The 25,177-nt window shown below is 69.7% G+C and carries 21 protein-coding genes; 10 read left to right on the top strand and 11 right to left on the bottom strand.

The features are described from left to right. Positions 1–8 precede the first annotated feature (8 nt). The 6 genes from AC1RU4_RS19205 to mmsB all read left to right on the top strand — a co-directional run bounded on the left by AC1RU4_RS19205 (position 9) and on the right by mmsB (position 7,765). On the top strand, positions 9–1,814 hold the full coding sequence (locus AC1RU4_RS19205) for an IlvD/Edd family dehydratase (RefSeq protein ID WP_492892732.1): 1,806 nt from the start codon (positions 9–11) through the stop codon (positions 1,812–1,814). After that, positions 1,801–2,718: an SMP-30/gluconolactonase/LRE family protein gene (locus AC1RU4_RS19200; protein WP_492892731.1), complete on the top strand. Its 918-nt coding sequence runs from the start codon at positions 1,801–1,803 to the stop codon at positions 2,716–2,718. Before AC1RU4_RS19205 ends, AC1RU4_RS19200 begins: the two co-directional genes overlap by 14 nt. Further along, the gene (locus AC1RU4_RS19195) at positions 2,718–3,680 is read left to right on the top strand and encodes a 2-dehydro-3-deoxygalactonokinase (protein WP_492892730.1); all 963 of its coding nucleotides are present in this window, start codon (positions 2,718–2,720) and stop codon (positions 3,678–3,680) included. The genes AC1RU4_RS19200 and AC1RU4_RS19195 overlap by 1 nt, the downstream gene beginning before the upstream one ends. 206 nt (positions 3,681–3,886) lie before the next feature. Next, positions 3,887–4,969 carry a multiple monosaccharide ABC transporter substrate-binding protein gene (gene chvE / locus AC1RU4_RS19190; protein WP_492892729.1) on the top strand — a complete coding sequence of 361 codons (1,083 nt, stop codon included), beginning with the start codon at positions 3,887–3,889 and terminating at the stop codon, positions 4,967–4,969. 76 nt (positions 4,970–5,045) lie between these two features. Then, complete coding sequence (mmsA, locus tag AC1RU4_RS19185) at positions 5,046–6,581, top strand: multiple monosaccharide ABC transporter ATP-binding protein (protein WP_492892728.1); 1,536 nt, start codon at positions 5,046–5,048, stop codon at positions 6,579–6,581. Further along, positions 6,578–7,765, top strand: coding sequence for a multiple monosaccharide ABC transporter permease (mmsB, locus tag AC1RU4_RS19180; protein WP_492892727.1), 1,188 nt, complete (start codon positions 6,578–6,580; stop codon positions 7,763–7,765). The genes mmsA and mmsB overlap by 4 nt, the downstream gene beginning before the upstream one ends. 6 nt (positions 7,766–7,771) lie before the next feature. Here the strand turns inward: mmsB and AC1RU4_RS19175 are convergent, their stop codons facing one another. From AC1RU4_RS19175 to AC1RU4_RS19135, 9 genes are all read right to left on the bottom strand, one after another. Continuing rightward, on the bottom strand, positions 7,772–8,923 hold the full coding sequence (locus AC1RU4_RS19175) for an alpha-hydroxy acid oxidase (RefSeq protein WP_492892726.1): 1,152 nt from the start codon (positions 8,921–8,923) through the stop codon (positions 7,772–7,774). A gap of 122 nt (positions 8,924–9,045) precedes the next feature. After that, positions 9,046–10,323 carry a hypothetical protein gene (locus tag AC1RU4_RS19170; protein ID WP_492892839.1) on the bottom strand — a complete coding sequence of 426 codons (1,278 nt, stop codon included), beginning with the start codon at positions 10,321–10,323 and terminating at the stop codon, positions 9,046–9,048. Between the two features lie 23 nt (positions 10,324–10,346). Continuing rightward, positions 10,347–11,384, bottom strand: a complete 1,038-nt coding sequence (locus AC1RU4_RS19165) for a zinc-dependent alcohol dehydrogenase (protein WP_492892725.1) — start codon at positions 11,382–11,384, stop codon at positions 10,347–10,349. Positions 11,385–11,387: 3 nt separating this feature from the next. Then, complete coding sequence (gene hisD, locus AC1RU4_RS19160) at positions 11,388–12,716, bottom strand: histidinol dehydrogenase (protein ID WP_492892724.1); 1,329 nt, start codon at positions 12,714–12,716, stop codon at positions 11,388–11,390. 112 nt (positions 12,717–12,828) lie between these two features. After that, the gene (locus AC1RU4_RS19155; protein WP_492892723.1) at positions 12,829–13,596 is read right to left on the bottom strand and encodes an SDR family NAD(P)-dependent oxidoreductase; all 768 of its coding nucleotides are present in this window, start codon (positions 13,594–13,596) and stop codon (positions 12,829–12,831) included. 36 nt (positions 13,597–13,632) lie between these two features. Beyond that, positions 13,633–14,505 carry an ABC transporter ATP-binding protein gene (locus tag AC1RU4_RS19150; protein ID WP_492892722.1) on the bottom strand — a complete coding sequence of 291 codons (873 nt, stop codon included), beginning with the start codon at positions 14,503–14,505 and terminating at the stop codon, positions 13,633–13,635. Between the two features lie 70 nt (positions 14,506–14,575). Continuing rightward, positions 14,576–15,379, bottom strand: coding sequence for an ABC transporter permease (locus AC1RU4_RS19145; protein WP_492892721.1), 804 nt, complete (start codon positions 15,377–15,379; stop codon positions 14,576–14,578). 187 nt (positions 15,380–15,566) lie between these two features. After that, positions 15,567–16,553 (bottom strand): ABC transporter substrate-binding protein, encoded by a 987-nt coding sequence (locus AC1RU4_RS19140; protein WP_492892720.1) that lies wholly within the window; start codon positions 16,551–16,553, stop codon positions 15,567–15,569. Between the two features lie 426 nt (positions 16,554–16,979). Further along, on the bottom strand, positions 16,980–17,966 hold the full coding sequence (locus AC1RU4_RS19135) for a VOC family protein (protein WP_492892719.1): 987 nt from the start codon (positions 17,964–17,966) through the stop codon (positions 16,980–16,982). Between the two features lie 309 nt (positions 17,967–18,275). Between AC1RU4_RS19135 and AC1RU4_RS19130 the strand changes: the two genes are divergently transcribed. The 3 genes from AC1RU4_RS19130 to AC1RU4_RS19120 all read left to right on the top strand — a co-directional run bounded on the left by AC1RU4_RS19130 (position 18,276) and on the right by AC1RU4_RS19120 (position 20,771). Beyond that, complete coding sequence (locus AC1RU4_RS19130; protein ID WP_492892718.1) at positions 18,276–18,665, top strand: RidA family protein; 390 nt, start codon at positions 18,276–18,278, stop codon at positions 18,663–18,665. A 167-nt stretch (positions 18,666–18,832) separates the two neighbouring features. Further along, entirely contained in the window at positions 18,833–19,867 is a 1,035-nt protein-coding gene (locus AC1RU4_RS19125; RefSeq protein ID WP_492892717.1) for a YeiH family protein, read from the top strand. 16 nt (positions 19,868–19,883) lie between these two features. Next, on the top strand, positions 19,884–20,771 hold the full coding sequence (locus AC1RU4_RS19120; protein WP_492892716.1) for a LysR family transcriptional regulator: 888 nt from the start codon (positions 19,884–19,886) through the stop codon (positions 20,769–20,771). Positions 20,772–20,775: 4 nt separating this feature from the next. Here AC1RU4_RS19120 and AC1RU4_RS19115 read toward each other — a convergent pair whose 3' ends face one another. After that, on the bottom strand, positions 20,776–21,249 hold the full coding sequence (locus tag AC1RU4_RS19115) for an Lrp/AsnC family transcriptional regulator (protein WP_492892715.1): 474 nt from the start codon (positions 21,247–21,249) through the stop codon (positions 20,776–20,778). 126 nt (positions 21,250–21,375) lie between these two features. On the opposite strand from AC1RU4_RS19115, the gene AC1RU4_RS19110 reads away from it, so the two are divergent. Further along, on the top strand, positions 21,376–23,766 hold the full coding sequence (locus AC1RU4_RS19110; RefSeq protein WP_492892714.1) for a thiamine pyrophosphate-binding protein: 2,391 nt from the start codon (positions 21,376–21,378) through the stop codon (positions 23,764–23,766). 18 nt (positions 23,767–23,784) lie between these two features. Here the strand turns inward: AC1RU4_RS19110 and AC1RU4_RS19105 are convergent, their stop codons facing one another. After that, positions 23,785–24,723: a DMT family transporter gene (locus AC1RU4_RS19105; protein WP_492892713.1), complete on the bottom strand. Its 939-nt coding sequence runs from the start codon at positions 24,721–24,723 to the stop codon at positions 23,785–23,787. Positions 24,724–25,177: the final 454 nt, after the last annotated feature.

Raw genomic sequence — 25,177 nt, 5'->3', positions numbered from 1 at the left:
GACCCGAGATGCACGGCAACGCCCCCACCTCCCAACGCCGGCTCCGCTCCCGCGCCTGGTTCGACAACCCGGACAATGTCGACATGACGGCGCTCTATCTCGAGCGCTACCTGAATTTCGGCCTCAGCCAGGACGAGCTCCAGAGCGGCCGCCCGATCATCGGCATCGCCCAGACCGGCTCCGACCTATCCCCTTGCAATCGCCACCATATCGAGCTGGCGAAGCGCACCCGCGAGGGCATTCGCGAGGCCGGCGGCATCGCCATCGAGTTCCCCGTCCACCCGATCCAGGAGACCGGCAAGCGCCCGACCGCCGGGCTCGACCGCAACCTCGCCTATCTCGGCCTGGTCGAGGTGCTCTACGGCTACCCGCTCGACGGCGTGGTGCTCACCATCGGCTGCGACAAGACCACCCCCGCCTGCCTGATGGCGGCCGCCACCGTCAATCTCCCCGCCATCGCGCTGTCGGTGGGGCCGATGCTGAACGGCTGGTTCCGCGGCGAGCGCACCGGCTCCGGCACCATCGTGTGGAAGGCGCGCGAGCTGCTGGCCAAGGGCGAGATCGACTATGCCGGCTTCGTCAAGCTGGTGGCTTCCTCAGCACCGTCAACGGGTTACTGCAACACCATGGGCACGGCGACGACGATGAACTCGCTCGCCGAGGCGCTGGGCATGCAGCTGCCCGGCTCGGCCGCCATTCCAGCTCCCTATCGCGACCGGCAGGAGATCGCCTACCGCACCGGCCTGCGCATCGTCGAGATGGTGCACGAGGACCTGAAGCCCTCCGACATCCTCACCCGCGACGCCTTCCTCAACGCCATAAGGGTGAATTCGGCGATCGGCGGCTCGACCAACGCGCCGATCCACCTCAACGCGCTCGCCCGCCATGTCGGGGTGGAGCTCTCCATCGACGACTGGCAGACCTATGGCGAGGAGGTGCCGCTGCTGGTCAATCTGCAGCCGGCCGGCGAGTATCTCGGCGAGGACTACTACCATGCCGGCGGCGTGCCGGCGGTGGTGAATCAGCTGATGGGCCAGGGGCTTATCGCCGAAGGGGCGATGACCGCCAACGGCCGCTCCATCGGCGACAACTGCCGCGAGGCCAGCATCGCCGACGAGGCGGTGATCCGGCCCTATGACAGGCCGCTGAAGCAGCGGGCCGGCTTCCGGGTGCTGCGCGGCAACCTGTTCTCCTCCGCCATCATGAAGACCAGCGTCATCTCGCCGGAGTTCCGCGACCGCTACCTCTCCAACCCCGACGATCCCGAGGCCTTCGAGGGCCGCGCCGTGGTGTTCGACGGGCCGGAGGATTATCATGCGCGCATCGACGATCCCGCGCTCGCCATCGACGAGACGACGATCCTGTTCATGCGCGGGGCGGGCCCGGTCGGCTATCCGGGCGCGGCCGAGGTCGTGAACATGCGGGCGCCGGATTACCTCATCAAGGCCGGCATCCATGCGCTGCCCTGCATCGGCGACGGGCGGCAGTCCGGCACCTCCGGCTCGCCCTCGATCCTCAACGCCTCGCCGGAAGCGGCGGTCGGCGGCGGCCTCGCCTTGCTGCGCACCGGCGACCGGGTGCGCATCGACCTGAGGCGCAACAGCGCCAACATGCTGGTGCCGGACGAGGAGCTGGAAGCGCGGCGCCAGGCGCTCGCCGACGCCGGCGGCTATGCCTATCCGCCGAACCAGACGCCCTGGCAGGAGATCCAGCGCAGCTTCGTCGGCCAGTTGGAGACCGGCGCGGTGCTGGAGCCGGCGGTGCGCTACCAGCGCATCGCCCAGACCATGGGGATGCCGCGTGACAACCACTAGCCCCGCCCGGATTCCCGAACCGCCGGCCAACCCCGCCGCGGTGCTGTGCGCCGAGCGCTGCCATCTCGGCGAGGGGCCGAGCTACGATGCCGCCACCGACACCGCCTGGTGGTTCGACATTGTCGAGCGGCGGCTGTTCGAGGCGCGGCTGGCGGGCGGCGGCCATCGCGTGCACGAACTGCCGGTGATGGCGAGCGCGCTCGCCGCCGTCGACGAGCGGCGGCACTTGCTGTCGACCGAGCACGGGCTGGTGCTGCGCGACATCGCCACCGGGCGGCTGGAAACCGTCGCCGGGATCGAGGCCGACAATCCCGGCACCCGCTCCAATGACGGGCGCGTGCATCCCTCCGGCACCTTCTGGGTCAGCACCATGGGGCGGACCGCCGCACTCGCCGCCGGCTCCATCTATGCCTTCCGCGCCGGCAGGGTGATGTCGCTCTTCATCGGCCTGTCGATTCCCAACGCCATCTGCTTCTCGCCGGACGGCAGGCTCGGCTATTTCGCCGACACGCGGGAGAACAAGCTCTACCGCGTCGCGGTCGACCCGCTCACCGGCCTGCCGGCGGGGGGGCCGGAAACCCTGCATCGCCACCGCGCCGAAGGCGGGCTCGACGGCGCGGTGACCGACGCCGAGGGCCTCATCTGGTGCGCGATCTGGGGCGGGTCGCGGGTCAATGCCTATTCGCCGGAGGGGGAGCTGGTGCGCAGCCACGACCTGCCGGCACTGCAGGCGAGCTGCCCGGTCTTCGTCGGGCGCGATTTCGACCGGCTGCTGGTCACCTCCGCCTTCGAGGGCATGGACGAGACGGCACGGGCCGGCGATCCCCACCACGGCCGGACCTTCCTCCTCGATGTCCGCACGCGCGGGCGCGCTGAGCCGCGCGTGCGGATGGGAGAGGGCTGATGGGTACGCTCACGCATGTCGTGGTCGATTGGGGAACGTCGAGCTTCCGCCTGTGGGCGCTGGACCGCAAAGGTCATGTGCTGGCCGAGCGGCGCAGCGCCCAGGGGCTGGCCGCCTCGGCGGCGGAAGGGTTCGAGACGGTGCTGGAGGCACATCTCGCCGCGCTCGATGTGGCGGACGGCGTGCCGGTGATGATGTGCGGCATGGTCGGCTCGCGCAGCGGCTGGGCCGAGGCCGCCTATCTCGATGCGCCGGTGCGGCTGGACCGGCTGGCGGCGCTGGCAACTGAGGTGCCGGCGCGCCGGCGGAAGGTGGCGATCCTGCCCGGCATCGCCCAGCGCCGGACGCGCCATCCCGACGTGATGCGCGGCGAGGAGACCCAGCTTCTGGCGCTCGCCGGCGACGGCGAGGACGGCAAGGGCGAGGACGGCAAGGGCGACAGCCGCCTCGCCTGCCTGCCCGGCACCCATTCCAAATGGGTCTCGCTAACGAGGGGCGAGGTGACGCGCTTTTCCACCTTCATGACCGGCGAGCTGTTCCAGCTCATCCGCACCGGCTCGATCGTCGCTCCGGCGGTGGATGGCGCTCGGCCGGTCGAGGCGACGGCACCCGCCTTCGCCCGCGGCGTCGCCGACGCGATCGAGGCGCCGGAGACCCTGAGCAACCGGCTGTTCGAGCTCCGGGCCGGCTGGCTGCTGCGCGACGCCCCGGCCGACGAGGCGCTGGCCCGGCTGTCCGGCCTGCTGATCGGCATCGAGCTCGCCGGCGCGCGCCGGCGCCTGGGCAAGCTCGACGGCACGGTGCTGGTCGCCTCCGGGCCGATCGCCGCGCTGTACCGCCGCGCCTTCGCGGTCGCGGAGGTTTCCGGCGTCACGCTGCGCGACGCGGAAGCCTGCGTCCGCGAGGGGCTGCACGCGGCGGCCCGCATCGCCTTCACGCCGGCCGAAGGAGCGCTGCGGTGATCGACGCACCCTCGGCCGCCGCCCCGTTTTCGCCGCCGCTCCCGCAAGGCGCGGCGGCCCCCTCCACGTGCGGCACCGCTCCACGGCGGTGCCAGGAAGCCCTTGCGCGCCTCCGGCCGAGGCGCGGGAGACGCTGCGCGCGGCAATGACGCCGCCAAGAACACGGTCCGCAAAAACGCGGCCACTCAACCCAACATGGGAGTTCGATGATGAAACGCCTGACGACCACCCTCTCCGCCGCCACGCTCGGCGCCTTCGCGCTCGGCGTGCTTGCCTTCGCCGCGCCCGCGAGCGCCCAGGACAAAGCCACGGTCGGCATCGCCATGCCCACCAAATCCTCCGCCCGCTGGATCGCCGACGGCGACAACATGGTGAAGGTGCTGAAGGAGCGCGGCTACAATACCGACCTGCAATATGCCGAGGACGACATCCCCAACCAGCTCTCGCAGATCGAGAACATGGTGACCAAGGGTGCCAAGGTGCTGGTGATCGCCTCCATCGACGGCACCACCCTGTCGGACGTGCTCAAGCAGGCCAATGCCAAGGGCATCAAGGTCATCGCCTATGACCGCCTGATCCGCGAGACGCCGAATGTCGACTACTACGCGACCTTCGACAATTTCCAGGTCGGCGTGCTGCAGGCGCAGTCGCTGCTCAAGGGCCTCGGCTATCCCGAGAACAAGGGACCGTTCAACATCGAGCTGTTCGGCGGCTCGCCGGACGACAACAACGCCTATTTCTTCTATGATGGCGCCATGTCGGTGCTGAAGCCGCTCATCGACAACGGCACGCTCAAGGTGGCGAGCGGCCAGATGGGCATGGACAAGGTGTCGACGCTGCGCTGGGACGGCGCCACCGCCCAGGCGCGCATGGACAACCTGCTCAGCGCCTACTACTCCGACAAGAAGCTCGACGGCGTGCTGTCGCCCTATGACGGGCTGTCCATCGGCATCCTCTCCTCGGTCAAGGGCGTCGGCTACGGCTCGGGCAACATGAAGATGCCGGTCGTCACCGGCCAGGACGCCGAAGTGCCGTCGGTGAAGTCGATGCTCGCCGGCGAGCAGTATTCCTCCATCTTCAAGGACACCCGCGAGCTCGCCAAGGTGACCGCCGACATGGTGGACGCCTCGCTCTCGGGCAAGCCGGTCGCGGTGAACGACACCAAGACCTACAATAACGGCGTCAAGGTCGTGCCGTCCTATCTGCTGAAGCCGGTCGTGGTCGACAAGAGCAACTGGGAACAGGTGCTGGTCGGCAGCGGCTACTACAAGCCGAGCCAGGTCAACTGACGCCGTGCCCCGTGCCGGCCGGCCGGACTGCTCGGTCCCGGCCGGCGCGGGGTCCCTTCGCCATGCGGAGCGCAGAATGAACGCCCTTCTGGAAATGCGCGGCATCAGCAAGCACTTCGGGCCGGTGCGGGCGCTGAACGATGTCAGCCTCACCGTCGAGCCCGGCGAGATCCATGCCCTGGTCGGCGAGAACGGCGCCGGCAAGTCGACCTTGATGAAGGTGCTCAGCGGGGTGTTTCCCCACGGCTCCTACGAGGGCGACATCCTCTTCGAGGGAGAGGTGCGGCGGTTCCGCGACATCAACGATTCCGAGGAGCTCGGCATCATCATCATCCATCAGGAGCTCGCCCTGATCCCGCTGATGTCGATCGCCGAGAACATCTTCCTGTCCAATCCGCCGGCGCGGTTCGGCGTCATCGACCGCGACGCCGTGCACCGGCGCACGCGCGAGCTGCTCGCCAAGGTCGGGCTCGACGAATCCCCGGACACGCTGATCACCAATATCGGCGTCGGCAAGCAGCAGCTGGTCGAGATCGCCAAGGCGCTGTCGAAGAAGGTGCGCCTGCTGATCCTCGACGAGCCGACCGCCAGCCTGTCGGAAAAGGACAGCGCGGCGCTGCTCGACCTGCTCGTCGAGTTCCGCGAGCAGGGCATCTCCTCGATCCTGATCTCGCACAAGCTGAACGAGGTCTCGCGCGTCGCCGACCGCATCACCGTGCTGCGCGACGGGCGCACCGTCGACACCATGGACTGCCGCGACGGCGCGGTGGAGGAAGACCGCATCATCCGCAAGATGGTCGACCGCGACCTCGAGCACCGCTATCCCAAGCGCGAGCCCAATATCGGCGAGACCATCTTCAGGGTCGGCGACTGGTCGGTCTACCACCCGCTGCATGCCGACCGGCAGATGATCCGGAATGTCGACTTCGAGGTGAGGCGCGGCGAGATCGTCGGCATTGCCGGCCTGATGGGCGCGGGGCGCACCGAATTCGCCATGAGCGTGTTCGGCCGCGCCTACGGCCAGAAGATCAGCGGCCGCGCCGAGATCGAGGGCCGCGCGGTCGACGTGTCGACCGTGCGCCGCGCCATCGACGCCGGCCTCGCCTATGTCACCGAGGACCGCAAGCAGCTCGGCCTGCTGCTCGCCGAGGACGTGCGCAAGAATATCAGCCTCGCCAATCTCCGCGCCGTCGCCTCGACGCAGGTGATCGACGACGTGAAGGAATTGCAGGTCGCCTCCGACTATCGCGGGCGCATGCGCATCCGCAGCCACAGCGTCTACCAGGAGACCGGCAAGCTCTCGGGCGGCAACCAGCAGAAGGTGGTGCTGTCGAAATGGCTGTTCACCGACCCGAAAGTGCTGATCCTCGACGAGCCGACGCGCGGCATCGATGTCGGCGCCAAGTATGAAATCTACTGCATCATCAACGAGCTGGCGGATGCCGGCAAGGGCGTCGTGGTCATTTCGTCGGAAATGCCGGAACTGCTCGGCATCTGCGACCGCATCTGCGTGATGAACGAGGGCGCCTTCGTCGGCGAATTCGCCGGCTCGGACGCGACACAGGAAAAGATCATGCGCTCCATCATGCGCAAGGGAGAGGCACGTCCATGAGTGAAGCCGCGCTCAAGGAGAAGCCGCGTCACGCGGGCTTCCTGAAGAACAACCTGCGCGAATACGGGATGATGCTCTCGCTGTTCGCCATCATGATCTTCTTCGAGGTGGTGACCAACGGCACGCTGCTGCGGCCGCTGAACCTCACCAATCTCGTGCTGCAGAACAGCTACATCGTCATCATGGCGCTGGGCATGCTGCTGGTCATCGTCACCGGGCATATCGACCTGTCGGTCGGCTCGGTGGCGGGCTTCATCGGTGCGGTGGCGGCGGTGCTGATCGTCAGGTTCGGCATGCACTACATCCCGGCGACGCTGATCTGCCTGGCGCTCGGGGGCGCGATCGGCGCGGCGCAGGGCTATTGGGTGGCCTATTTCAAGATCCCGTCCTTCATCGTCACCCTCGCCGGCATGCTGGTGTTCAAGGGGCTGGCGCTGGCCATCCTCGCCGGCCAGTCGGTCGGCCCGTTCCCGCCGGAATTCCAGAAGCTGTCCTCCGGCTTCATCCCGGAATTCTTCCCCGATGCCGGCACGCTGTACCCGACCTCGCTCGCCATCGGCGCGCTGCTGGCGCTGGCGCTGGTCTGGCAGAATTTCCGCAGCCGCGCCCGGCAGGAAAGCCACGGCATCGAGACCGAGCCCTATGGCTTCTTCGTCGGCAAGAACGTGGTGTTCTTCGCGGTCATCGTCTATTTCGCCTATCTGATCGCCTCGCATCGCGGCCTGCCCAACGTGCTGGTCATCATGACGGTGCTGGTGGCGCTCTATGCCTTCATGACCACCCGCACCGTCATCGGCCGGCAGATCTACGCGGTCGGCGGCAATGAGAAGGCCGCCAAGCTCTCGGGCATCAAGACCGAGCGGCTCACCTTCCTCACCTTCGTCAACATGGGCGTGCTGGCGGCGCTGGCCGGCCTGGTCTTCGCCGCGCGGCTCAACACCGCGACGCCGAAGGCCGGCCTCGGCTTCGAGCTCGACGTCATCGCCGCCTGCTTCATCGGCGGCGCCTCCGCCTATGGCGGCGTCGGCCGGGTCGGCGGCGCGGTGATCGGCGCGCTGATCATGGGGGTGATGAACAACGGCATGTCGATCCTCGGCATCGGCATCGACTACCAGCAGGTCATCAAGGGCCTCGTCCTGCTCGGCGCCGTCTGCCTCGACGTCTACAACCAGAAGCGGGCGTGAGGGAGCCTACGCGGGCCGCGGCGTCAGCGCCGCGCGCCCGCGCTGCTTCAGCGCGTCGATCGAGGTCAGCCCCATCAGCGCCAGGGTGATGTCCACCTCCTCGGCGAGATGGGCGAGGATGCGCGCCACGCCCGGCCCGCCGGCGGCGGCGAGGCCGTAGACATAGGCGCGGCCGAGCAGCACGCCGGAGGCGCCGAGCGCCAGCGCCTTGACGATGTCGGCGCCGCGCCGCACCCCGCCGTCGAACAGGATCTCCAGGCTGCCGTCCAGCGCCTGCGCGATCGCCGGCAGCGCGGCGATGGTGGACGACGCGCCGTCGAGCTGACGCCCGCCATGGTTGGAGACCACGACGGCATCCGCCCCGGCCGCGCGGGCGGCGAGCGCGTCTTCCGGCGACAGGATGCCCTTCAGCACCAGCCGCCCGTTCCAGCGCCCGCGCAGCCAGTCGACATCCTTCCAGGACAGGCGGGTGTCGATGCGGCGCGACAGGTTGCTCGCCTGCTCCAGCACTCCCTTGCCGAATTCCGGCCGGTGCTTCACCGCGCCGACCTCCGGCATGCCGGCGCGCAGCATGTCGAGGCACCAGCCCGGCCGGGTCAGCAGCCTCGCCCCGAGGCCGGGCGAGACGCGGGTGAGCGCGCGAAAGCCGTTGCGCACGTCGCGCTCGCGCACCGCGGTGATGGCGGTGTCGACGGTGAGATAGAGCGTGTCGACGCCCGCCGCCTGCGCCGCCGCGATCAGTTCCTCGCCGATGGCGCGGTCGGACAATACATAGAGCTGGAAATGCAGCGGCCCGGCGGTGGCGGCGCGCAGCTCGGCCAGCGAGGCGATGGAGAAGGTGGAGAGGCACAGGGGCACGCCGGCCCGGTGCGCGGCACGCGCGGCCTCCACCTCGCCATGGCCGGCATAGAGGCCGAGGAAGCCGACCGGCCCGGGCATGAAGGGCAGCGAATGGCGGGCGCCGAGGAAATGCGTGGAGAGGTCGCGCTGCGAGATGTCGTTCAGCACTCGCTGCACCAGCGTCCAGCGCTGGAAATCGGCGCGGTTGGCGGCGAGCGTGTCCTCGTTGAAGGCGCCGCCCTCGACATAGTCGAAGAAGATGCGCGGCAGGCGCCGCTTCGCGGCCTTCCGGGCGTCCTCGACATTGATGAGCTTCATGTATCGACTCGCAGACCGTTCACTTGCGGCGAGACCCGGTTGCCGTTCCACGCCCACCTATAAGCCGTCATGGCCGGGCTTGTCCCGGCCATGACGTCGCCTGCCGGGATGGGGCGTGCACGTCATGCGCCTGCGGGGTCGATGGCCTCGAGGAAGCGGGTGACGACGTCCTCGCCCGCCGCCGGCGCGCTCCCAACCATGACGGCGACCGACAGCCCGATCAGCGAGGAGACCGGCGTGTGCGAGCGTGCCCCGGCGCGCAGGTTCATCACCAGCGTCGGGCACAGGAACAGGCCGAGCCGGATCACCTCGCGCCAGTCGGCCGGCAGCATGTCGCGGCGCTTGAGTTCGGCGAGCAGCGGCCGCCACACGTCGCGCGCCTTGACGTCGAGCAGCCCCTCGCGCACCGGCGAGAGCGCCCAGTCGGTCTCGACCACCAGCAGCCCCGGCTCCAGCCGCGCGCCGGCGCCGAAGCGCCCGGTGGCGAGCGCCGGGTCGTAGAGCCAGAACGGATGGGCGAAGACATTGTGGAAGGTCGCCTTCACCTCGGCGAGCAGCGCCGGCACGCTGGAACCGGCAAAGGCGGGATCGAAGAAGGACAGACTCGCTCCCTCGCCCTGCCGGGAGAACCAGACATTGGCGTTGTGCGCGTCGCCATGGGCGGTGACGCCGCCGGCATCGGCGAGGCGCTCCGGCCGCAACCGCGCCTCGGCCGCGTCGAACAGCTCGCCGAGCGTGCGGGCATAAAGGCGGCCGTTCACCTTGAACCGGCGCGCCGCGAGGTCGTCCCAGTCGAGGTCGGCGCCGGGAAAGGCGAAGCGCTTGCCGACATAGAAATCGGCGAGGCGGCCGCCCGGATAATGCGGCGGCGGCCGGTCGACCGGGCCCCGGTCGATCAGCCGTTCATGGAACAGCCGGTGGATCGGCTCGGCGGCGGCCGCTTCCGGCGTGATCTCGTGCAGCGTTTCGAGATAGGTCGCGCGCAGATGCCGGGACAGGCCGCGCTCGGCCTCCAGCGCCACCGCCCGCATCACCGGATCGTCGGCAAGGTCGAGCTCGCGCAGCACGTCGGAGAAGCGCGGCTCGTCGCGCCGGCGGTAGACCAGGATCTGCTCGCCCGGCTCGGCGGACATGTGCACCGGCTGGTCGACCGGCAGCCCGGCCTTGGCGAGGATGTCGGCGCGGTAATATTCGCCCGCCATCGCCTCCTCGCCCTCTTCCTGGTGGAACTTGAAGAAGAAGGCGCCCTCATCGGTCTCGAAGAAGCCGTTCAGCGAATTGAGGCTGTACTGGTCGAGATTGATGCGGATATGGCGCGGGGCCAGCCCGAACAGGTCGGCCAGCAGCGTGCCGAGCGGCGCCGCGGCGCTCGCCGGATCGGCCGCGGCCAGCGCGCGGATATGGGCGGTGCGGCTGGGCGGACTCACGACGCCACCCCGCCCGGCCGGATGATGGTCTTGAGTCCCTGCGTCTTGAGGCCTTCCGCCTCGCCGGCCATCAGCCGCCGATAGGCGCCCGGCACCTCGTCGAGGGCGATCCGGCGGTCGACGAGGCGCACGAGATCGGCCTCCAGCGCGAGCAGCAGCGCCACCGCCTCCGGCAATTCGTCGGTGAAGGCGTGGCAGCCGATCAGCGCCAGCTCCCGCTCGACGAGCAGGTTCGGGTCGAGGTCGAGCCGGCCATGGAAGATGCCGACCAGCGCCACCCGGCCGCCGCCTTCCATCGTGCCGACAAGGTGACCGAGCGCGGCGGTGCTGCCGGTCGCCTCGATCGCCGCCGTCGGCAGCGCCCCGCCGAGCGCGGCGCGGACCTCGTTTGCATCGAGCGCCACCACGGTGCCGCCGGTGACTTCCGCCACCCGCGCGGCGCGGGCGGCGTTGCGGTCGGCCAGCAGCAGCGGCCCGCCGTGACGGCGCGCCAGCACCAGCGCCGCCAGCCCGCCGATCGGCCCGCAGCCGAGCACCAGAACCGGCTCGCCCGGCCCCGGCGCGAGGCGCCGCACCGCGTGCAGGGCGACGGCCAGCGGCTCGGCCAGCGCCGCCACCGCCGGATCGACCGATGCCTCGACCGGGAGCAGCAGCCGCGCCGGCAGCACGATCTCTTCCGCGAAGCCGCCGTCGCAGGCCTCGCCGACAAAGCCCAGCTTTTCGCACAGATGATGCCGCCCGGCACGGCAGGCGGCACATTCCCCGCACCAGAAGCGGGAATCCGCCACCACGGCATCGCCGGGCGCAAACCCGTCCACCCCCGCACCGAGCTCGGCGACGATGCCGGTCAGCTCGTGCCCGGCAATGGAGGGGGCGCGGGTGATCCATTGGCCGGTGCGGAAATTATGCAGGTCGGAGCCGCAGATGCCGGCGGCCGTCACCTTCAGCCGCACCCAGCCCGGCGCGGGAACGCCGGGAGCCGGCACCTCCTCGACCCTGAGATCGCCGGCCGCATGCAGCCGCACCGCCTTCATCGCTCACGCGCCCTTCAGCAGTTGGTCGCGGATCTCCGAGACCGCGTTCTCATGGCTGGAGAAGCCCTCGTAGCGGGCGAGCCGGCGGGCATGGCCGGCGAATTCGGGATAGGCGGCGCCGGTGACATAGCCGATGGAGGAACGCTTGAGGAAATCCGTCACCGAGAGCGGTCCATAGGTGCGCGCCCAGCGGCTGGTCGGCAGCACCGCGTTCGGTCCCAGCACGAAATTGCCGATGGTCACCGGCGTATACGGGCCCATCAGCACCTCCGCCGCCTCGGTGATGCGGCCGAGATGCGCGAACGGGTCGGTGGAGAGGATCTCCAGATGCTCCGGCGCATAGGCATTGACGAAATCGATGCTCTCGTCGATCGACGAGGTCAGCACGATGCCGCCGCTCTTGCCGGTGAGCACGGCCCTGGAGAAGGCGACCCGCTGCTCGGTCATCCGCGCCCAGTGGCCGGGCAGCGCCGCGCGGGCGGCCTCGGCGAGCTCGCGCGAATGGGTGACGAGATAGGCCGACGAATCCGGCCCGTGCTCGGCCTCGATCAGCAGGTCGAGCGCCGCCACCGCGCCGTTCACCGTGCCGTCGGCGAAGATGAGCGCTTCCGAGGGACCCGCCGGCAGGCCGGTATCGATGATGTCGGACAAGAGCCGCTTGGCCGCCACCAGCCAGGGCGAGCCGGGGCCGACGATCTTGATCGCCTTGCGCACGGTCTCGGTCCCATAGGCGACCGCCGCCACCGCCTGCGCGCCGCCGCACTTGTACACGGTCTCGACGCCCGCGAGCCGCGCCGCCACCAGCGTCGCCGCGTCGACGCCGCCCTCGGCGGTCGGCGGCGTGACGATGGCGACGTTTTTCACCCCGGCGACGCTGGCCGGCACCGCCGTCATCATCGTCACCGACGGGAACGCGCCCTTGCCGCGCGGCACATAGAGCGCCACCGACTCGATCGGCGTCCAGCGGTCGCCGGCGAAGGCGCCGGGACGCACCTCCTTCAGCCACATCGGCTCGGGCGCCTGCTCCTCGTGGAAGGTGCGGATGTTGGAAATGCCAAAGCGGATACTCTCGATCACCTCCGGCTCCACCGCCTTGAAGGCGGCGTCGAACTCCTCCTCCGTCGCCTTCAGCCGGTCGGCGGTGATGTCGGCCTTGTCGAAGTCGCGGCCGAAACGGGCCAGCGCCGCGTCGCCTTCCGTCCGCACCGCCTCGACGATCGGGCGCACCTTCTCGACGAAGCCGGACAGATCGGTCTCCGAGCGCTTCAGCAGCGCCGCGCGGGCGCCGGCGTCGAGGGTGGCGAGCTCATGGAAATTGCAGATGTCGGACATGGTCACACCTTCGACGTCGCCCCTGAAATCGAGCCAATATGTATAGCCATATCGACCGACGGGGGAGGCTAAACTTTCAGCTGCGCTGCCTGTCTGCTAGGCGCGCCCGCAATCAGATCGAGGCGAGATAGCCGCCGTCGACCGGCAGGCACTGGCCGGTGACATAGGCCGACGCCCCGGAAGCCAGGAACACCGCCGCGCCGGCAAGGTCGCCGAGCTCGCCGAAGCGCGCCTGCGGGATCTTGCCGAGCATGGCGCGCTGCCAGCCCTCGTCGGCATAGAACACGTCGGTCATCGCGGTGCGGAAATAGCCGGGCGCGATGGCGTTGACGCGGATGCCGAGCGGCGCCCATTCCGCCGCCAACGCCCGCGTCATGCCGAGCAGGCCGGATTTCGAGGAACCGTAGGGCACGGCGGTCGGCACCCCGACCTCGGAGGTCAGCGAGCACAGATTGACGATCGAGCCGCCGCCGGCCGCGATCATCTCCCTGGCCGCCGCCTGCGCGCAGAAGAAGGCGCCCTTGAGATTGGTGTCGAGGATGCGGTCCCACAGCGCCTCGTCGACCTCCAGCGAGGGGCGGACCTCCTCGATGCCGGCATTGTTGATCAGGATGTCGAGCCCGCCCAGCGCCTCGGCCGCCTCCCGCGTCGCCTGCGCGCAGCGCGCCACATCGGTGACGTCGAGCGCCAGCGGCACCGCGCGGCGCCCGGTCGCCTCGATGGCGGCGGCGGTCTCTCGGAGCGAAGCGACACTGCGGGCGGTGACGGCGACATCGGCGCCGGCACCGGCCAGCGCCTCGGCGAGGGCGCGGCCGATGCCGCGGCTGGCGCCGGTGACCAGCGCCTTGCGGCCGGTGAGGTCGAACAGGGAAAGCGTCATCGGGTGATGCGACGGGCGGCGCGGCGGCGGGCCGGCCTAATGCTCGTCGTCCTTGATCTCATTCTTGAGCAGTTCGAGGATGCGGCGCTTCACGGCGATGAATTCCGGGTCCATCACCATGTCGAGCGTGCGCGGGCGCGGAATCGGCACGATCACCTCTTCCTTGAGCCGGCCCGGCCGGGCGGTCATCACATAGATGCGGTCGCCGAGCAGGATCGCCTCGTCGATGTCGTGGGTCACGAACAGCACGGTCTTCTGGTGCTGCTCCCACACCCGCAGCAGCAGCCGCTGCATGGAGTTGCGGGTCTGGCTGTCCAGCGCGCCGAAGGGCTCGTCCATCAGCAGGATCTTCGGGTCGTTGGCGAGCGCGCGGGCGATGGCGACGCGCTGCATCATGCCGCCGGAGAGCTGCTTGGGATAGGCGTCGTGGAAGGCGGCGAGGCCGGTCTCGTTGAGGTAGCGGTTGACGATGACGTCGCGCTCGGCCGCCGGCATGCCGCGGCGCTTCAGGCCGAACTCGACATTCTCCCGCACCGTGAGCCACGGGAACAGCGTGTAGGACTGGAACACCATGCCGCGATCGGCGGCCGGCCCGTCGACCTCCTCGTTGCCGAGCATGATGGTGCCGGATGTCGGCTCGGCCAGCCCGGCGACCAGGTAGAGCAGGCTCGACTTGCCGCAGCCGGACGGGCCGACGATCACCGCGAACTGGTTGTCCGGCACGTCGATCGAGATGTTGTCGATGGCGACCACGGTCTTGCCGGCGCGGGTCGCGTATTCGAGCCGCACGTCCTGGATGCGCAGGCGCGGCGGCGCGCCCGCGCTGGCCGGCGAGGCCTCGCCGACGGGGGAGGCGGTGGCGGAGGCCATGTCGGGCGGGGTCTCGCGCAGGGCTTTCACGACGCTCATCGATGGTCTGCCTTCCGTTTCGCGGCCCTAGGGAAGTATCTCAATTCGCCCGGCCTCAATGCACCCGGTCTCAATTCGCCCACGCCACCAGCCGCAGCCGCACCAGCCGGAACATCAGGTCGGTGAACAGGCCGAGCAGGCCGATCACCGCGATGGCGAGGAAGATCACGTCGACCTGGAAGCCGCGCATCGCCTTCATGGAGATGTAGCCGAGGCCGGAGGAGGCGGCGACCAGCTCGGCGACGACGAGATAGGTCCAGGCCCAGCCCATGGTGATGCGCAGCGTGTCGAGCACGCCGGGCAGCGCCGCCGGGGTCAGCACGTGCAGCATGGCGTCGCGGCGGGTGGCGCCGAGCGTGTAGGAAGCGTTGAGCAGGTCCTTGGAGACGCCGCGCGAGACGTCCGCCACCATCACCAGCTGCTGGAAGAAGGTGCCGAAGAAGATGACCATGATGCGCTGCTCGATGCCGATGCCGATCCACAGGATGAACAGCGGCACGAAGGAGGTCACCGGCAGGTAGCGGATGAAGTTGACCAGCGGCTCCAGCCCCGCCTGCACCACCCGGAAAGTGCCCATCAGCAGGCCGAGCGGCACGGCGATGACCGAGGAGATCACGAAGCCGATCACCACCACCTGCAGGCTCGCCCAGATGTGCTGGGCCAGCGTGCCGTCCTCCAGCAGCCGGAAGAAGGCGCCGACGACCGCGGAAGGCGACGGCAGGAAGATGTCCTGCATGAAGCCGCCATAGGTCAGCACCGACCAGACGCCGATCACCAGCAGCCAGATGACGGTCGAGACGGCGAAGCGCAGGGCGGTCGGCACCTCGGCCTTCGGGGTGAGGCAAAGATCGAGAACGGAGCGCTTGCGAGCCATTGAGTCCAGCCGGAAAGCCCGGACGCACGGGCAGGGCCGGACGTCGCAGGACGGGAGCGGGAGACCCCGGCGCCGGGGTGGTCCGGCGCCGGGGCAGGAAAGACGGGGCGCGGGGCCAGCCCGCGCCGCAGGACGAAAGACCGGGCGACCGGAGACGGGACGCGGGCCAGCCGCGCCCCCGCGTCGGTCACTGGGTGAAGCTGGCGTCGATGACGTCCTTGTACTCGATCGGCTTCTTGATCTTGCCGAGGTCGGTCCAGATCTCGTTGCCGAGCGCGATCACCTCGGTCACCTTGCCGGGCTTGTCCGGGGTGCCGAGATATTCGATGGTCATCGCCTTGTCGTAGAACTTCACGCCGGAAGCGGCGTCGGCGAAGTCCTTCGGCTCCTTGAGGTAGCCGCCCACGCCCTTGGCCATGATCGCATAGGCCTTGTCGGGACTGGTCTTGATGTAGTCGACCGCCTTCTGCAGGCCGGCGACGAAGCCCTTCACGTCCTGCGGGCGGTCCTTCAGCACCGAGCAGGAAATCTCCAGCACGTCGACGATCACGCCGGGGGTGGCGGCGCTGTCGGTGAGCACCTTGCCGACATTCTTGGTCTTCACCAGGGTGAGGTTCGGCTCCCAGGTGACGGCGACCGGCACCTGGCCGGCGATGAAGGCGGCCGCGGCGGCATCGGCGCTCATGTTGAGCACTTCGACGTCCTTCAGCGGGATGCCCTGCTTCTTGAGCAGGTAGGAGAACCAGAACTGCGAGGTGGAGCCCTCGTTGAGCGCCACCGTCTTGCCCTTCAGGTCGGCGAGCGAGTTGATCTCCTTGAGCGAGACCATGCCGTCGCCGCCATGGCTCTCGTCGAACAGCGCCACCGCCTTGAAGCAGAAATTGTCGGAACGGTATTTGAGGATCTCGTCGAGCGTGGTGGCGGTGCCGTCGAGCTTGCCGGCGGCCTGGGCGGCCATGGCCAGCGCCGAATCGTCGACCACCTGGAAATCGACGTCGACGCCGTTCTCCTTGAAGAAGCCGAGCTCCTTGGCGAGGTAGAGCGGGCCGTAGCCGACCCACACCGTGTGGCCGATGGAGATCTTGCCGGCCGCCGCCGGCGAGGCCGCGGCCGCCGCCAGCACCGCTCCGGTGAGAACGCCGGCGAGGCCCCGGCGGAAGAGTTTGGTCATCATGCTTCGTCTCCCTGCGATGCGGCCCGATCGGTCCGGCGCATCCTCATCCCGAGCCTTCGCTCCGGTGCTTTCACCTGGCGAAAATAGCGACTTCCGGTCCCGCGGCCTGTCGGAAAGTGTCTATGTTTAGTACCGCGAAACCGCCCTGCTGACAGATATTTAGAGCCTCTCGCCGGAAGCCGGCACCATCTGGAGGCGGGAAAAACGCTATACAAATTCCCCAAAGCAGGCACGCCCATTTTTTGAGCAGGACCCGCCGTTTTCTTGGGTCCGGCCGGGCTGGCGCGGGAAGCCCGCCGAGCCGCGCGCCCGTGCGGTTTGCGCAGGGCCCGGCCGGCGCGCCGCAGCCGGCCGGCCATCGCGGCATGCACGCATTCCGCGCAGCCAGGCGTGCCATGACCTCGGGGGAGCGGGTCCGCCCGGCGCTCAGGCGGGGCGCAGCCGCACGCCGGTACCCCAGGGATCGCGCGCCTCGATGCCGCCCTCGACCTCCGTCACCGGCCCGGCCTGCGCCAGCCGCGCCCGCTGCCCGGCATAGAGGCGGAAATCGGCGACCTTCATCGCGAACCAGTCGAGCCCGGTCTCGCCCGGCGCGCGCACGGGGGCGCCGAGGCTGCGCCAGCTATTGACCGCGACATGGTGGTGATAGCCGCCGGAGGAGAGGAACGCGGCGTCGGGCCGGCGCGGCCGGGTCGCGTCCAGCCCCAGCGCCGTGCCGTAGAAGCCGCGCGCGGCCTCGACATCGCCGACCCGCAGGTGCACATGGCCGATGCGCAGCCCGGCGGGAGCGATGTCGTAGCTGTCGACCGAACGGTCGGCGAGCGCCACGATGGCATCGATGTCGAGCTGCCGGGTGCCCATGGTGACGAGGCCGTCCCGCCACTGCCAGCGCTCGCGCGGGCGGTCGGCATAGACCTCGATGCCGTTGCCCTCGGGGTCGGAGAGATAGATCGCCTCGCTGACGTCATGGTCGGCGAAGCCGTCGACCGGCACCTGGAGGCGGGCGGCATGCACCAGCCAGCGGGCGAGGTCCTCCCGGCTCGGCATCAGCCAGGCGATATGGAACAGGCCGGCCGAATCCGGCGCCGAGCTCGGCGCGTCGGGGGCGTGGACCAGGTGCAGCAGGGCCACCCCGCCGGCGCCCAGCGCCAGCGAAGCCGGCGTGCGCCCGACCGTCTCGAAGCCGAGCACCTGCCGGTAATAGGCCGCCACGGCGTCGATATCGCGCACCCTGAGCGCGGCGGCATCGATATGGGCGGGCGTCGTCAGGGCGAAGGGCAGCACGGGCTGCGCGGCGGCATCGGGGCTTGGCGCCGGCTGCGCGGCGGCCCCCTCGATCCGCAGCGCCGTCTCCAGCGCCGCGGCGGCGCCGGCCACGCCGGCGAGCTTCAGCAATCCACGTCGTGCGATCATCGGCCCGGTCTCCCTCCGCCTGCATGCCACGGAAGGCCGGGTTCCAGAAAGCTGGGATGCGGGGTCGGGGCCCGGCATCGGGCCACAAAGTTTCGTGAGGCCAGTTACTTCGCAGTAACCTGTGCCGGGCCGCGCGCCGGGAGAGCTCGCCCGTTCTTTCCCCTCGCGCGCCCTTCTTCCTCGCGCGCTCTTCTCCCCCGCACGCTGCTGCCGTCACCGGAGTGACCTGCCGCCGGCCCCGTGCTTGCATGGGGTGCCGACTTCACCAACCCGACCGCGCCGCGCGTCGGGCGACCACGAGTACCGTCCATGACCGCTCTCTTCCACATGATCGCCGGCGGCCCCACGCCGGTGGCGCCGTTCAGCCATGCCGTCGAATGCGACGGCTTCGTCTTCGTCACCGGCCAGATGCCCGACACGCCGGCGGCGCCGGGCGTGCTGCCGGAAGGCATCGCGGCACAGACCGTCAACGTCATGGAAAACCTGCGCATCGTGCTGGCCGGGCTCGGCCTCGGCTTCGAGCACGTGGTGTGCGCCCGCGCCTTCCTCACCAATTTCCATGCGGATTACGCCACGTTCAACGACACCTATAAGGCCTTCTTCCGGGAAGGCCGGCTGCCGGCGCGCACCTGCGTCGGCGTCACCGGCCTCGCCTATGGCGCGCTGGTGGAGATCGACTTCGTCGCCCATCGCGGCTGACGCCGCCCGGCCCATCGCGGCTGATGCCGCCCGGCCCATCGCGGCCGGTCGCGCCGCTCCCATCCCAAACCGTTCGTTTCTACCGAACGTTTCGATCCATATAATGCGTTGGATCGATTGATCGTCGCCTGCGATGAAGGACCGTCAGCTTTCGAAGGGCTCCGGTCATGGTCGCGCAGGTTCAGGGCATTGCGGGTTTCAAGGCGGTCCAGTCGCAATTGGGCACGCTGGCACCCGGCCTCGCGCTCGCCGCCGCCATTGCGGCGGGCACCTTCGCGCTGCGCCAGCTGCCGGTGGCCGGTGCGTTCAGCCCGATGATCCTCGCGATTCTCATCGGCATGGCGCTGAACAATGCCGTCGGCACCCCGGCGCGCGCCCGGCCGGGCGTCGCCTTCTCCATGCGCCGCATCCTGCGCTTCGCCATCGTGCTGCTCGGCCTGCAGCTCACCGCGGCGCAGGTGGCCGATGTCGGCGCCACCGGCATCGCCGTCATCGCCCTCACGCTGGCCGGCACCTTCGCCTTCACCACCTGGCTCGGCGGGCGCCTGCGTGTCGAGCCCGGCCTGACCCAGCTGATCGCCGCCGGCACCTCGATCTGCGGCGCCTCGGCGGTGATCGCCACCAACACCGTCACCCGCGCGCCGGACGAGGATGTCGCCTATGCGGTGGCCTGCGTCACCGTGTTCGGCTCGCTCGCCATGCTGCTCTATCCGCTGCTGCCGGCGCTGCTCGATCTGTCGCCCCGCGCCTATGGCATGTGGGCCGGCGCCTCCATCCACGAGATCGCGCAGGTGGTGGCCGCCGCCTATCAGGACGGCACCGCCGCCGGCGAGTTCGGCACCGTCGCCAAGCTGTCGCGGGTGATGATGCTGGCGCCGGTGGTGCTCGGCCTCGGCCTGCTGGCGGCGCGGCGCTCGCGCGGCAAGGCCGGGACGTCGCAGGCCAGCCCGCCAATGCCGTGGTTCGTGCTCGGCTTCCTCGCCCTGGTAGCGTTCAACAGCGTGGTGACCATCCCGGCCGACCTGAAAGCACCGCTGGTGACGCTCACCAGCTTCCTGCTTTCCATGGCGCTGGCCGCGATGGGGCTGGAGACCAGCATCGACAAGCTGCGCGCCAAGGGGCTGCGCCCGTTCCTGCTCGGCTTTGCCGCCTTTGTCTTCATCGCGGTTTTCAGTCTTATGTTGGTGAAGCTCACCGCCTGAAACCCGCCGGACCCGCATGACCCTCGAACAGCTGCGCATCTTCGTCGCCGTCGCCGCGCGCGAGCATGTGACGAAGGGCGCGCAGGACCTCAACCTCACCCAGTCGGCGACCAGCGCCGCCGTCGCGGCGCTGGAGGCGCGCTACGACACCAGGCTGTTCGACCGCATCGGCCGCCGCATCGTGCTCACCGAGGCCGGAAGGCTGTTCCTGGTCGAGGCCAGGGCGGTGCTCGCCCAGGCCGCCGCCGCCGAGAAGGTGCTCGTCGACCTCGCCGGCCTCGCGCATGGCTCGCTGACGCTGGCCGCCAGCCAGACCATCGCCAGCTACTGGCTGCCCGGCCTCGTCGAGCGCTTCCGCGCCCGCCATCCCGGCATCGCCATCGCCCTTGCCATCGGCAATACCGAATTCGTCGCCGCGCAGGTGCGGCTCGGCGACGCCGACCTCGGCTTCGCGGAAGGCGGCATCGACGATCCGGCGCTCACCGCCTGGCCGGTGGCGCAGGACGAGATGGTGCTGGTCACCCCGGTCACCCATCCCTGGACCTGGCGGCCGCCCGCCGCCGGGCAGCTCGCCGCCGGGCCCTGGGTGCTGCGCGAGCCGGGCTCCGGCACCCGCTCGATGCTGGAGACCCATCTCGCCTCGCTCGGCGTGCCGGCGGACAGCCTCGACGTGGCGCTGGAATATCCCTCCAACGAGGCGGTGCGGGCCGCCGTGGAGGCCGGCAGCGGCGTCACCGTGATCTCGCGGCGGGTGGTGGCGGGCGCCATCCGCGCCGGCAGCCTCGCCGAGATCGCCTTCCCGCTGCCGCCGCGCCGCTTCCTCGCCCTGCGCCACAGGGAGCGCTATCTGACCCGCGCGGCGCAGGCCTTCATCGAGCTGATGGCGGAGGGCGGGGAGCTCTGAGCGCTCACTCGCCGATCGGCAGGCCCTGCGCGTGCTTCACCTGGCCGAGCGCGAAGCTGGATTCGATGGAGGCGACGCCCTCCAGCCGGGTGAGCGTGCGCTTGAGGAAGGCCTCATAGGCCGGCAGGTCCTTCACCACGATGCGCAGGAGGTAGTCCCGCTGCCCGGTCATCAGGTAGCACTCGACGATCTCCGGCCAGCGCATGATCGCCCGGGCGAAGCGGTCGAGCTCCTCCTCGCGCTGGCGCTCCAGCTTGATCGAGGCGAAGACGCTGATCGGCAGGCCGACCTTGTCCTGGTCGACCACCGCGACATAGCCCTTGATGACGCCGGCCGCCTCCAGCTGCCGCACCCGCCTGGCGCAGGGCGAGGGCGACAGGCCGGCGATGGCGCTCAGCTGCTCCATGGTGGCATGCGCGTCCGCCTGCAGCGCGGCAAGGATCTTGCGGTCGATGGCGTCGAGGGTGATCGCGGTCATATCCGGCTATCATCTGGCATAAAATTGGCTGATCGAGCCAATATGACCGCCTTTCATGCCCGAGAATAGCTGCACTCTTCCCAAAAGCCGGCGTAGCTTTCCATGGCTGCTAGCCGGAGGGAGAACATGGCCGCGCATCGGGAGGACTATCTCGCGGAGCTGGAGCGCAAGCTGCTCTGGCTGGCGACGTGGACGATCCACAACGCCAATCACATCCGCCCCAATGTCGACGGGCTGAAGGTGGGCGGCCATCAGGCCTCTTCCGCCTCGCTGGTCACCGTGATGACCGCGCTGTATTTCGCCGCGCTGCGCCCGCAGGACCGGGTGGCGGTGAAGCCGCATGCCAGCCCGGTCTTCCACGCCATCCAGTACCTGTTCGGCAACCAGACGCGCGGGAAGCTGGAGAATTTCCGCGGCTACAAGGGCGCGCAATCCTATCCCTCGCGCACCAAGGACGTCGACGATGTCGACTTCTCCACCGGCTCGGTCGGCCTCGGCGTGGCGCAGACGCTGTTCGCCTCGCTGGTGCAGGACTTTTTGCGCGCGAAGGCGCTCGGTGGGGATGCGCCCGAGGGCAAGATGGTCGCGCTGGTCGGCGATGCCGAGATGGACGAGGGCAACATCTTCGAGGCGCTGCTGGAAGGCTGGAAGCACGGCCTGCGCAATTGCTGGTGGATCGTCGACTATAATCGCCAGAGCCTCGATGCCGTGGTGCGCGAGGGCCTGTGGGAGCGGGTCGAATCGATCTTCCGCAATTTCGGCTGGGACGTGGTGATCCTGAAATACGGGCGCCTGCTGGAAGCCGCCTTCGCCGAGCCGGGCGGCGAGGCCCTGCGCCGCTGGATCGACACCTGCCCGAACCAGCTGTTCTCGGTGCTGACCTTCCAGGGCGGCGCGGCGTGGCGCAAGCGCCTCATGGACGATATCGGCGACCAGGGCGAGGTCTCGGCCCTGATCGCCCGCCGCTCCGACGAGGAGCTGGCGCGGCTGATGACCAATCTCGGCGGCCACGACCTGCCCTCGCTGCTGGACGCCTTCGAGGCGGCGCGGGCGCATGACCGCCCGGTTTGCTTCATCGCCTATACGATCAAGGGGTTCGGCCTGCCGCTCGCCGGCCACAAGGACAATCATGCCGGGCTGATGACGCCGGCGCAGCTGGAAAACCTGCGCGCCCGCCACGCCATCCGTCCCGGCCATGAATGGGATGCGTTCGAAGGGCTGTCGCTGCCGTCGGCGCAGATGAAGGCCTTCATCGACGCCGCACCCTTCAATGCCGAGGGCACCCGCCGCTTCGACGCCCCGGCGATCGCGGTGCCGGCGGCGCTCGATGTCGCGCTGCAGCCGTCCATGTCGACGCAGCAGGGCTTCGGCCTGCTGATGCACGAGATCGCCAAGCGCGACGACGCCTTCGCCGCGCGCGTCGTCACCACTTCGCCGGATGTCACCGTCTCCACCAATCTCGGCGCCTTCGTGAACCGGCGCGGCCTGTTCGCCCGCGAGGCGATGGCCGACACCTTCAAGAAGGAGCGCATCCCCTCGACCTTCAACTGGGAATTCTCGCCCAGGGGCCAGCATATGGAGCTCGGCATTGCCGAGATGAACCTGTTCATCATGCTGTCGGCGCTCGGGCTCTCGCATTCGATCTTCGGCGAGCGGCTGCTGCCGGTCGGCACGCTCTACGACCCGTTCATCGAGCGCGGGCTCGATGCGCTGAACTATGCCTGCTACCAGGATGCCCGCTTCATCCTCGCCGCCACGCCCTCGGGGGTGACGCTGGCGCCGGAAGGCGGCGCGCACCAGTCCATCGCCACGCCGCTGATCGGCATGGCGCAGGACGGGCTCGCCAGCTTCGAGCCGGCCTTCGTCGACGAGCTGGCGGTGATCCTGCGCTTCGCCTTCGACTACATGCAGCGCTCGGGCAGCGCGGAGACGGATGCGACCGGCCTCAGGGACGCGGCGGGCGGCGCCTGCTATCTCAGGCTCTCCACCCGCACGCTCGAGCAGCCGCGCCGCGCCATGGACGCCGCGCTGGCCGCCGACATCGTCGCCGGCGGCTACTGGATGCGCCGGCCGGGGCCGAACGCGCAAGTGGTGATCGCCTATGCCGGCGCGCTGGCGCCCGAAGCCATCGAGGCGGTGGGGCTGATCGCCGAGGACCGCCGTGATGTCGGCCTGCTCGCCGTCACCTCCGCCGACAGGCTGCATGCCGGCTGGACCGGCGCCCAGCGCATCCGCGAGCAGGGTGGCGGCGCGCAGGCGCATGTCGAGACGCTACTGGCCGAGATTCCCGGCCATTGCGCCCTCGTCACCGTCATCGACGGCCATCCCGCGACCCTGGGCTGGCTCGGCTCGGTGCAGGGCCATCGGGTGCGCGCGCTCGGGGTCGAGCAGTTCGGCCAGACCGGCACGCTGGCCGACCTCTACCGGCATTACGGCCTCGACGCGCAGGGCATCGTCCGCGCCGCCCAGGCGCTGACCCCCGGCCGGCCGATCCGGCACCTGAAGGCGGTGGGCTGACGCCGCGCGAAAAGCGCTTCAGCGCCGCCGCGTCAACACGATGGCGATGCTGGCGAGCACGATGCCGAGGCCGACGAGCGAGACCGGCGCCAGTTCCTCGCCCAGCACCGCCCAGCCGAGCAGCACGCCGATGATCGGGTTCACATAGGCGAAGGTCGAGGCGATGACCGGGCTGAAGGCGCCGATCACGCGGATATAGGAGGTGAGCCCGATCACCGAGGCGAAGACGATCAGGAAGCCGAAGGCCAGCCATTGCCGCAGGCTCGGCATGTCGGGGACGGGAGCCTGCTCGCCCGAGGCCAGGACGGTCAGCACCAGCGCGGCGGCGGCGATCTGCAGGGTCGCCGCCCATTCCGGCCGCAGGCGCTTCATCAGCGGCCGCTGCACGATGGTGCCGAGCGACCAGCTCACGCCGGCGCCGATGACGAGAAGGACGGTGAACCCGGCATAGCCGGGCTCGATGATCGTCGCATGGGTTCCGAGCAGCGTCGGCGAAACCACCAGGAACAGGCCGGCAAGGCCGAGCACCAGCCCGAACACCACCCGGCGCGAGGGCACGGCGCGTTCAACCACGAGCTCGAGCAGGCAGCTCCACAGCGGAATGGCGCCCATCGACATGACGATGAAGCTCGACGTCGCATGGCGCGAGGCGAGCGTCGCCAGGCCATTGCCGCCCATCCACATCAGCAGGCCGGTCGCCACGCAGAGCGCGACGTCTCGCCGCGACAGGCGGGGCGGCAGCCCGGTGCGCGCGAACGCCACCGCGCCGAGCAGCGCCGCCGAACTCCACATCCGCGTCGATTGCAGCTGCAGCACGGTGACGACGGCGGGACCGGCGAGGCAGATCTTCACCGCCAGATAGGACCCGCCCCAGACCAGGTAGATGGCAACGAGATGTCCGTAGGCGGAGAACGGGATGGAGGGCGCGCGGGGAAGGCCGGCCGCGGTGGAAGGCATGGTGAGCAACAACCCGGTGGTACGATGGACGCATGGGCGACCCGCCCGGCATCCGCCGCCTGTGCCGGCGGCGGCCCGGCGCGAAGGTCGGGTCGACGCGGGCGCGACGACGGCGGGATTCGGCGGGATGGCCGACCAGAGGCCAGCCATCCCACACCTCGCCCGCCGGAGCAAATGCGGCGCTGTCGGAACGCCGGAGCGGTCTGGTCGACGAGCGCTGTCGGACCGCGGGCGGGGCTTCGCGGCGTGGGATGCGGACGGGGGCGGGAGCTGGGTCGGCGGCAGGGCGACGACGGCGACGGATTCGGCCGGACGGCCTACACGGGCCAGCCATCCCCACCTCGCCCGCCGGGGCAAAGGCGGCGCTGTCGGAACGCGGGAGCGCGTCTGGTCGGCGAGCGCTGTCGGACCGCAGGTGGGGTTTCGCGGCGTGGAGGCGGGACGGGGTTGGGAC

Source organism: Ancylobacter sp. GW821-FHT10E12 (genome assembly GCF_058809335.1).
The sequence above is the reverse complement of the archived record's forward strand: the minus strand, read 5'-3'. Positions and strand labels throughout refer to the sequence as shown.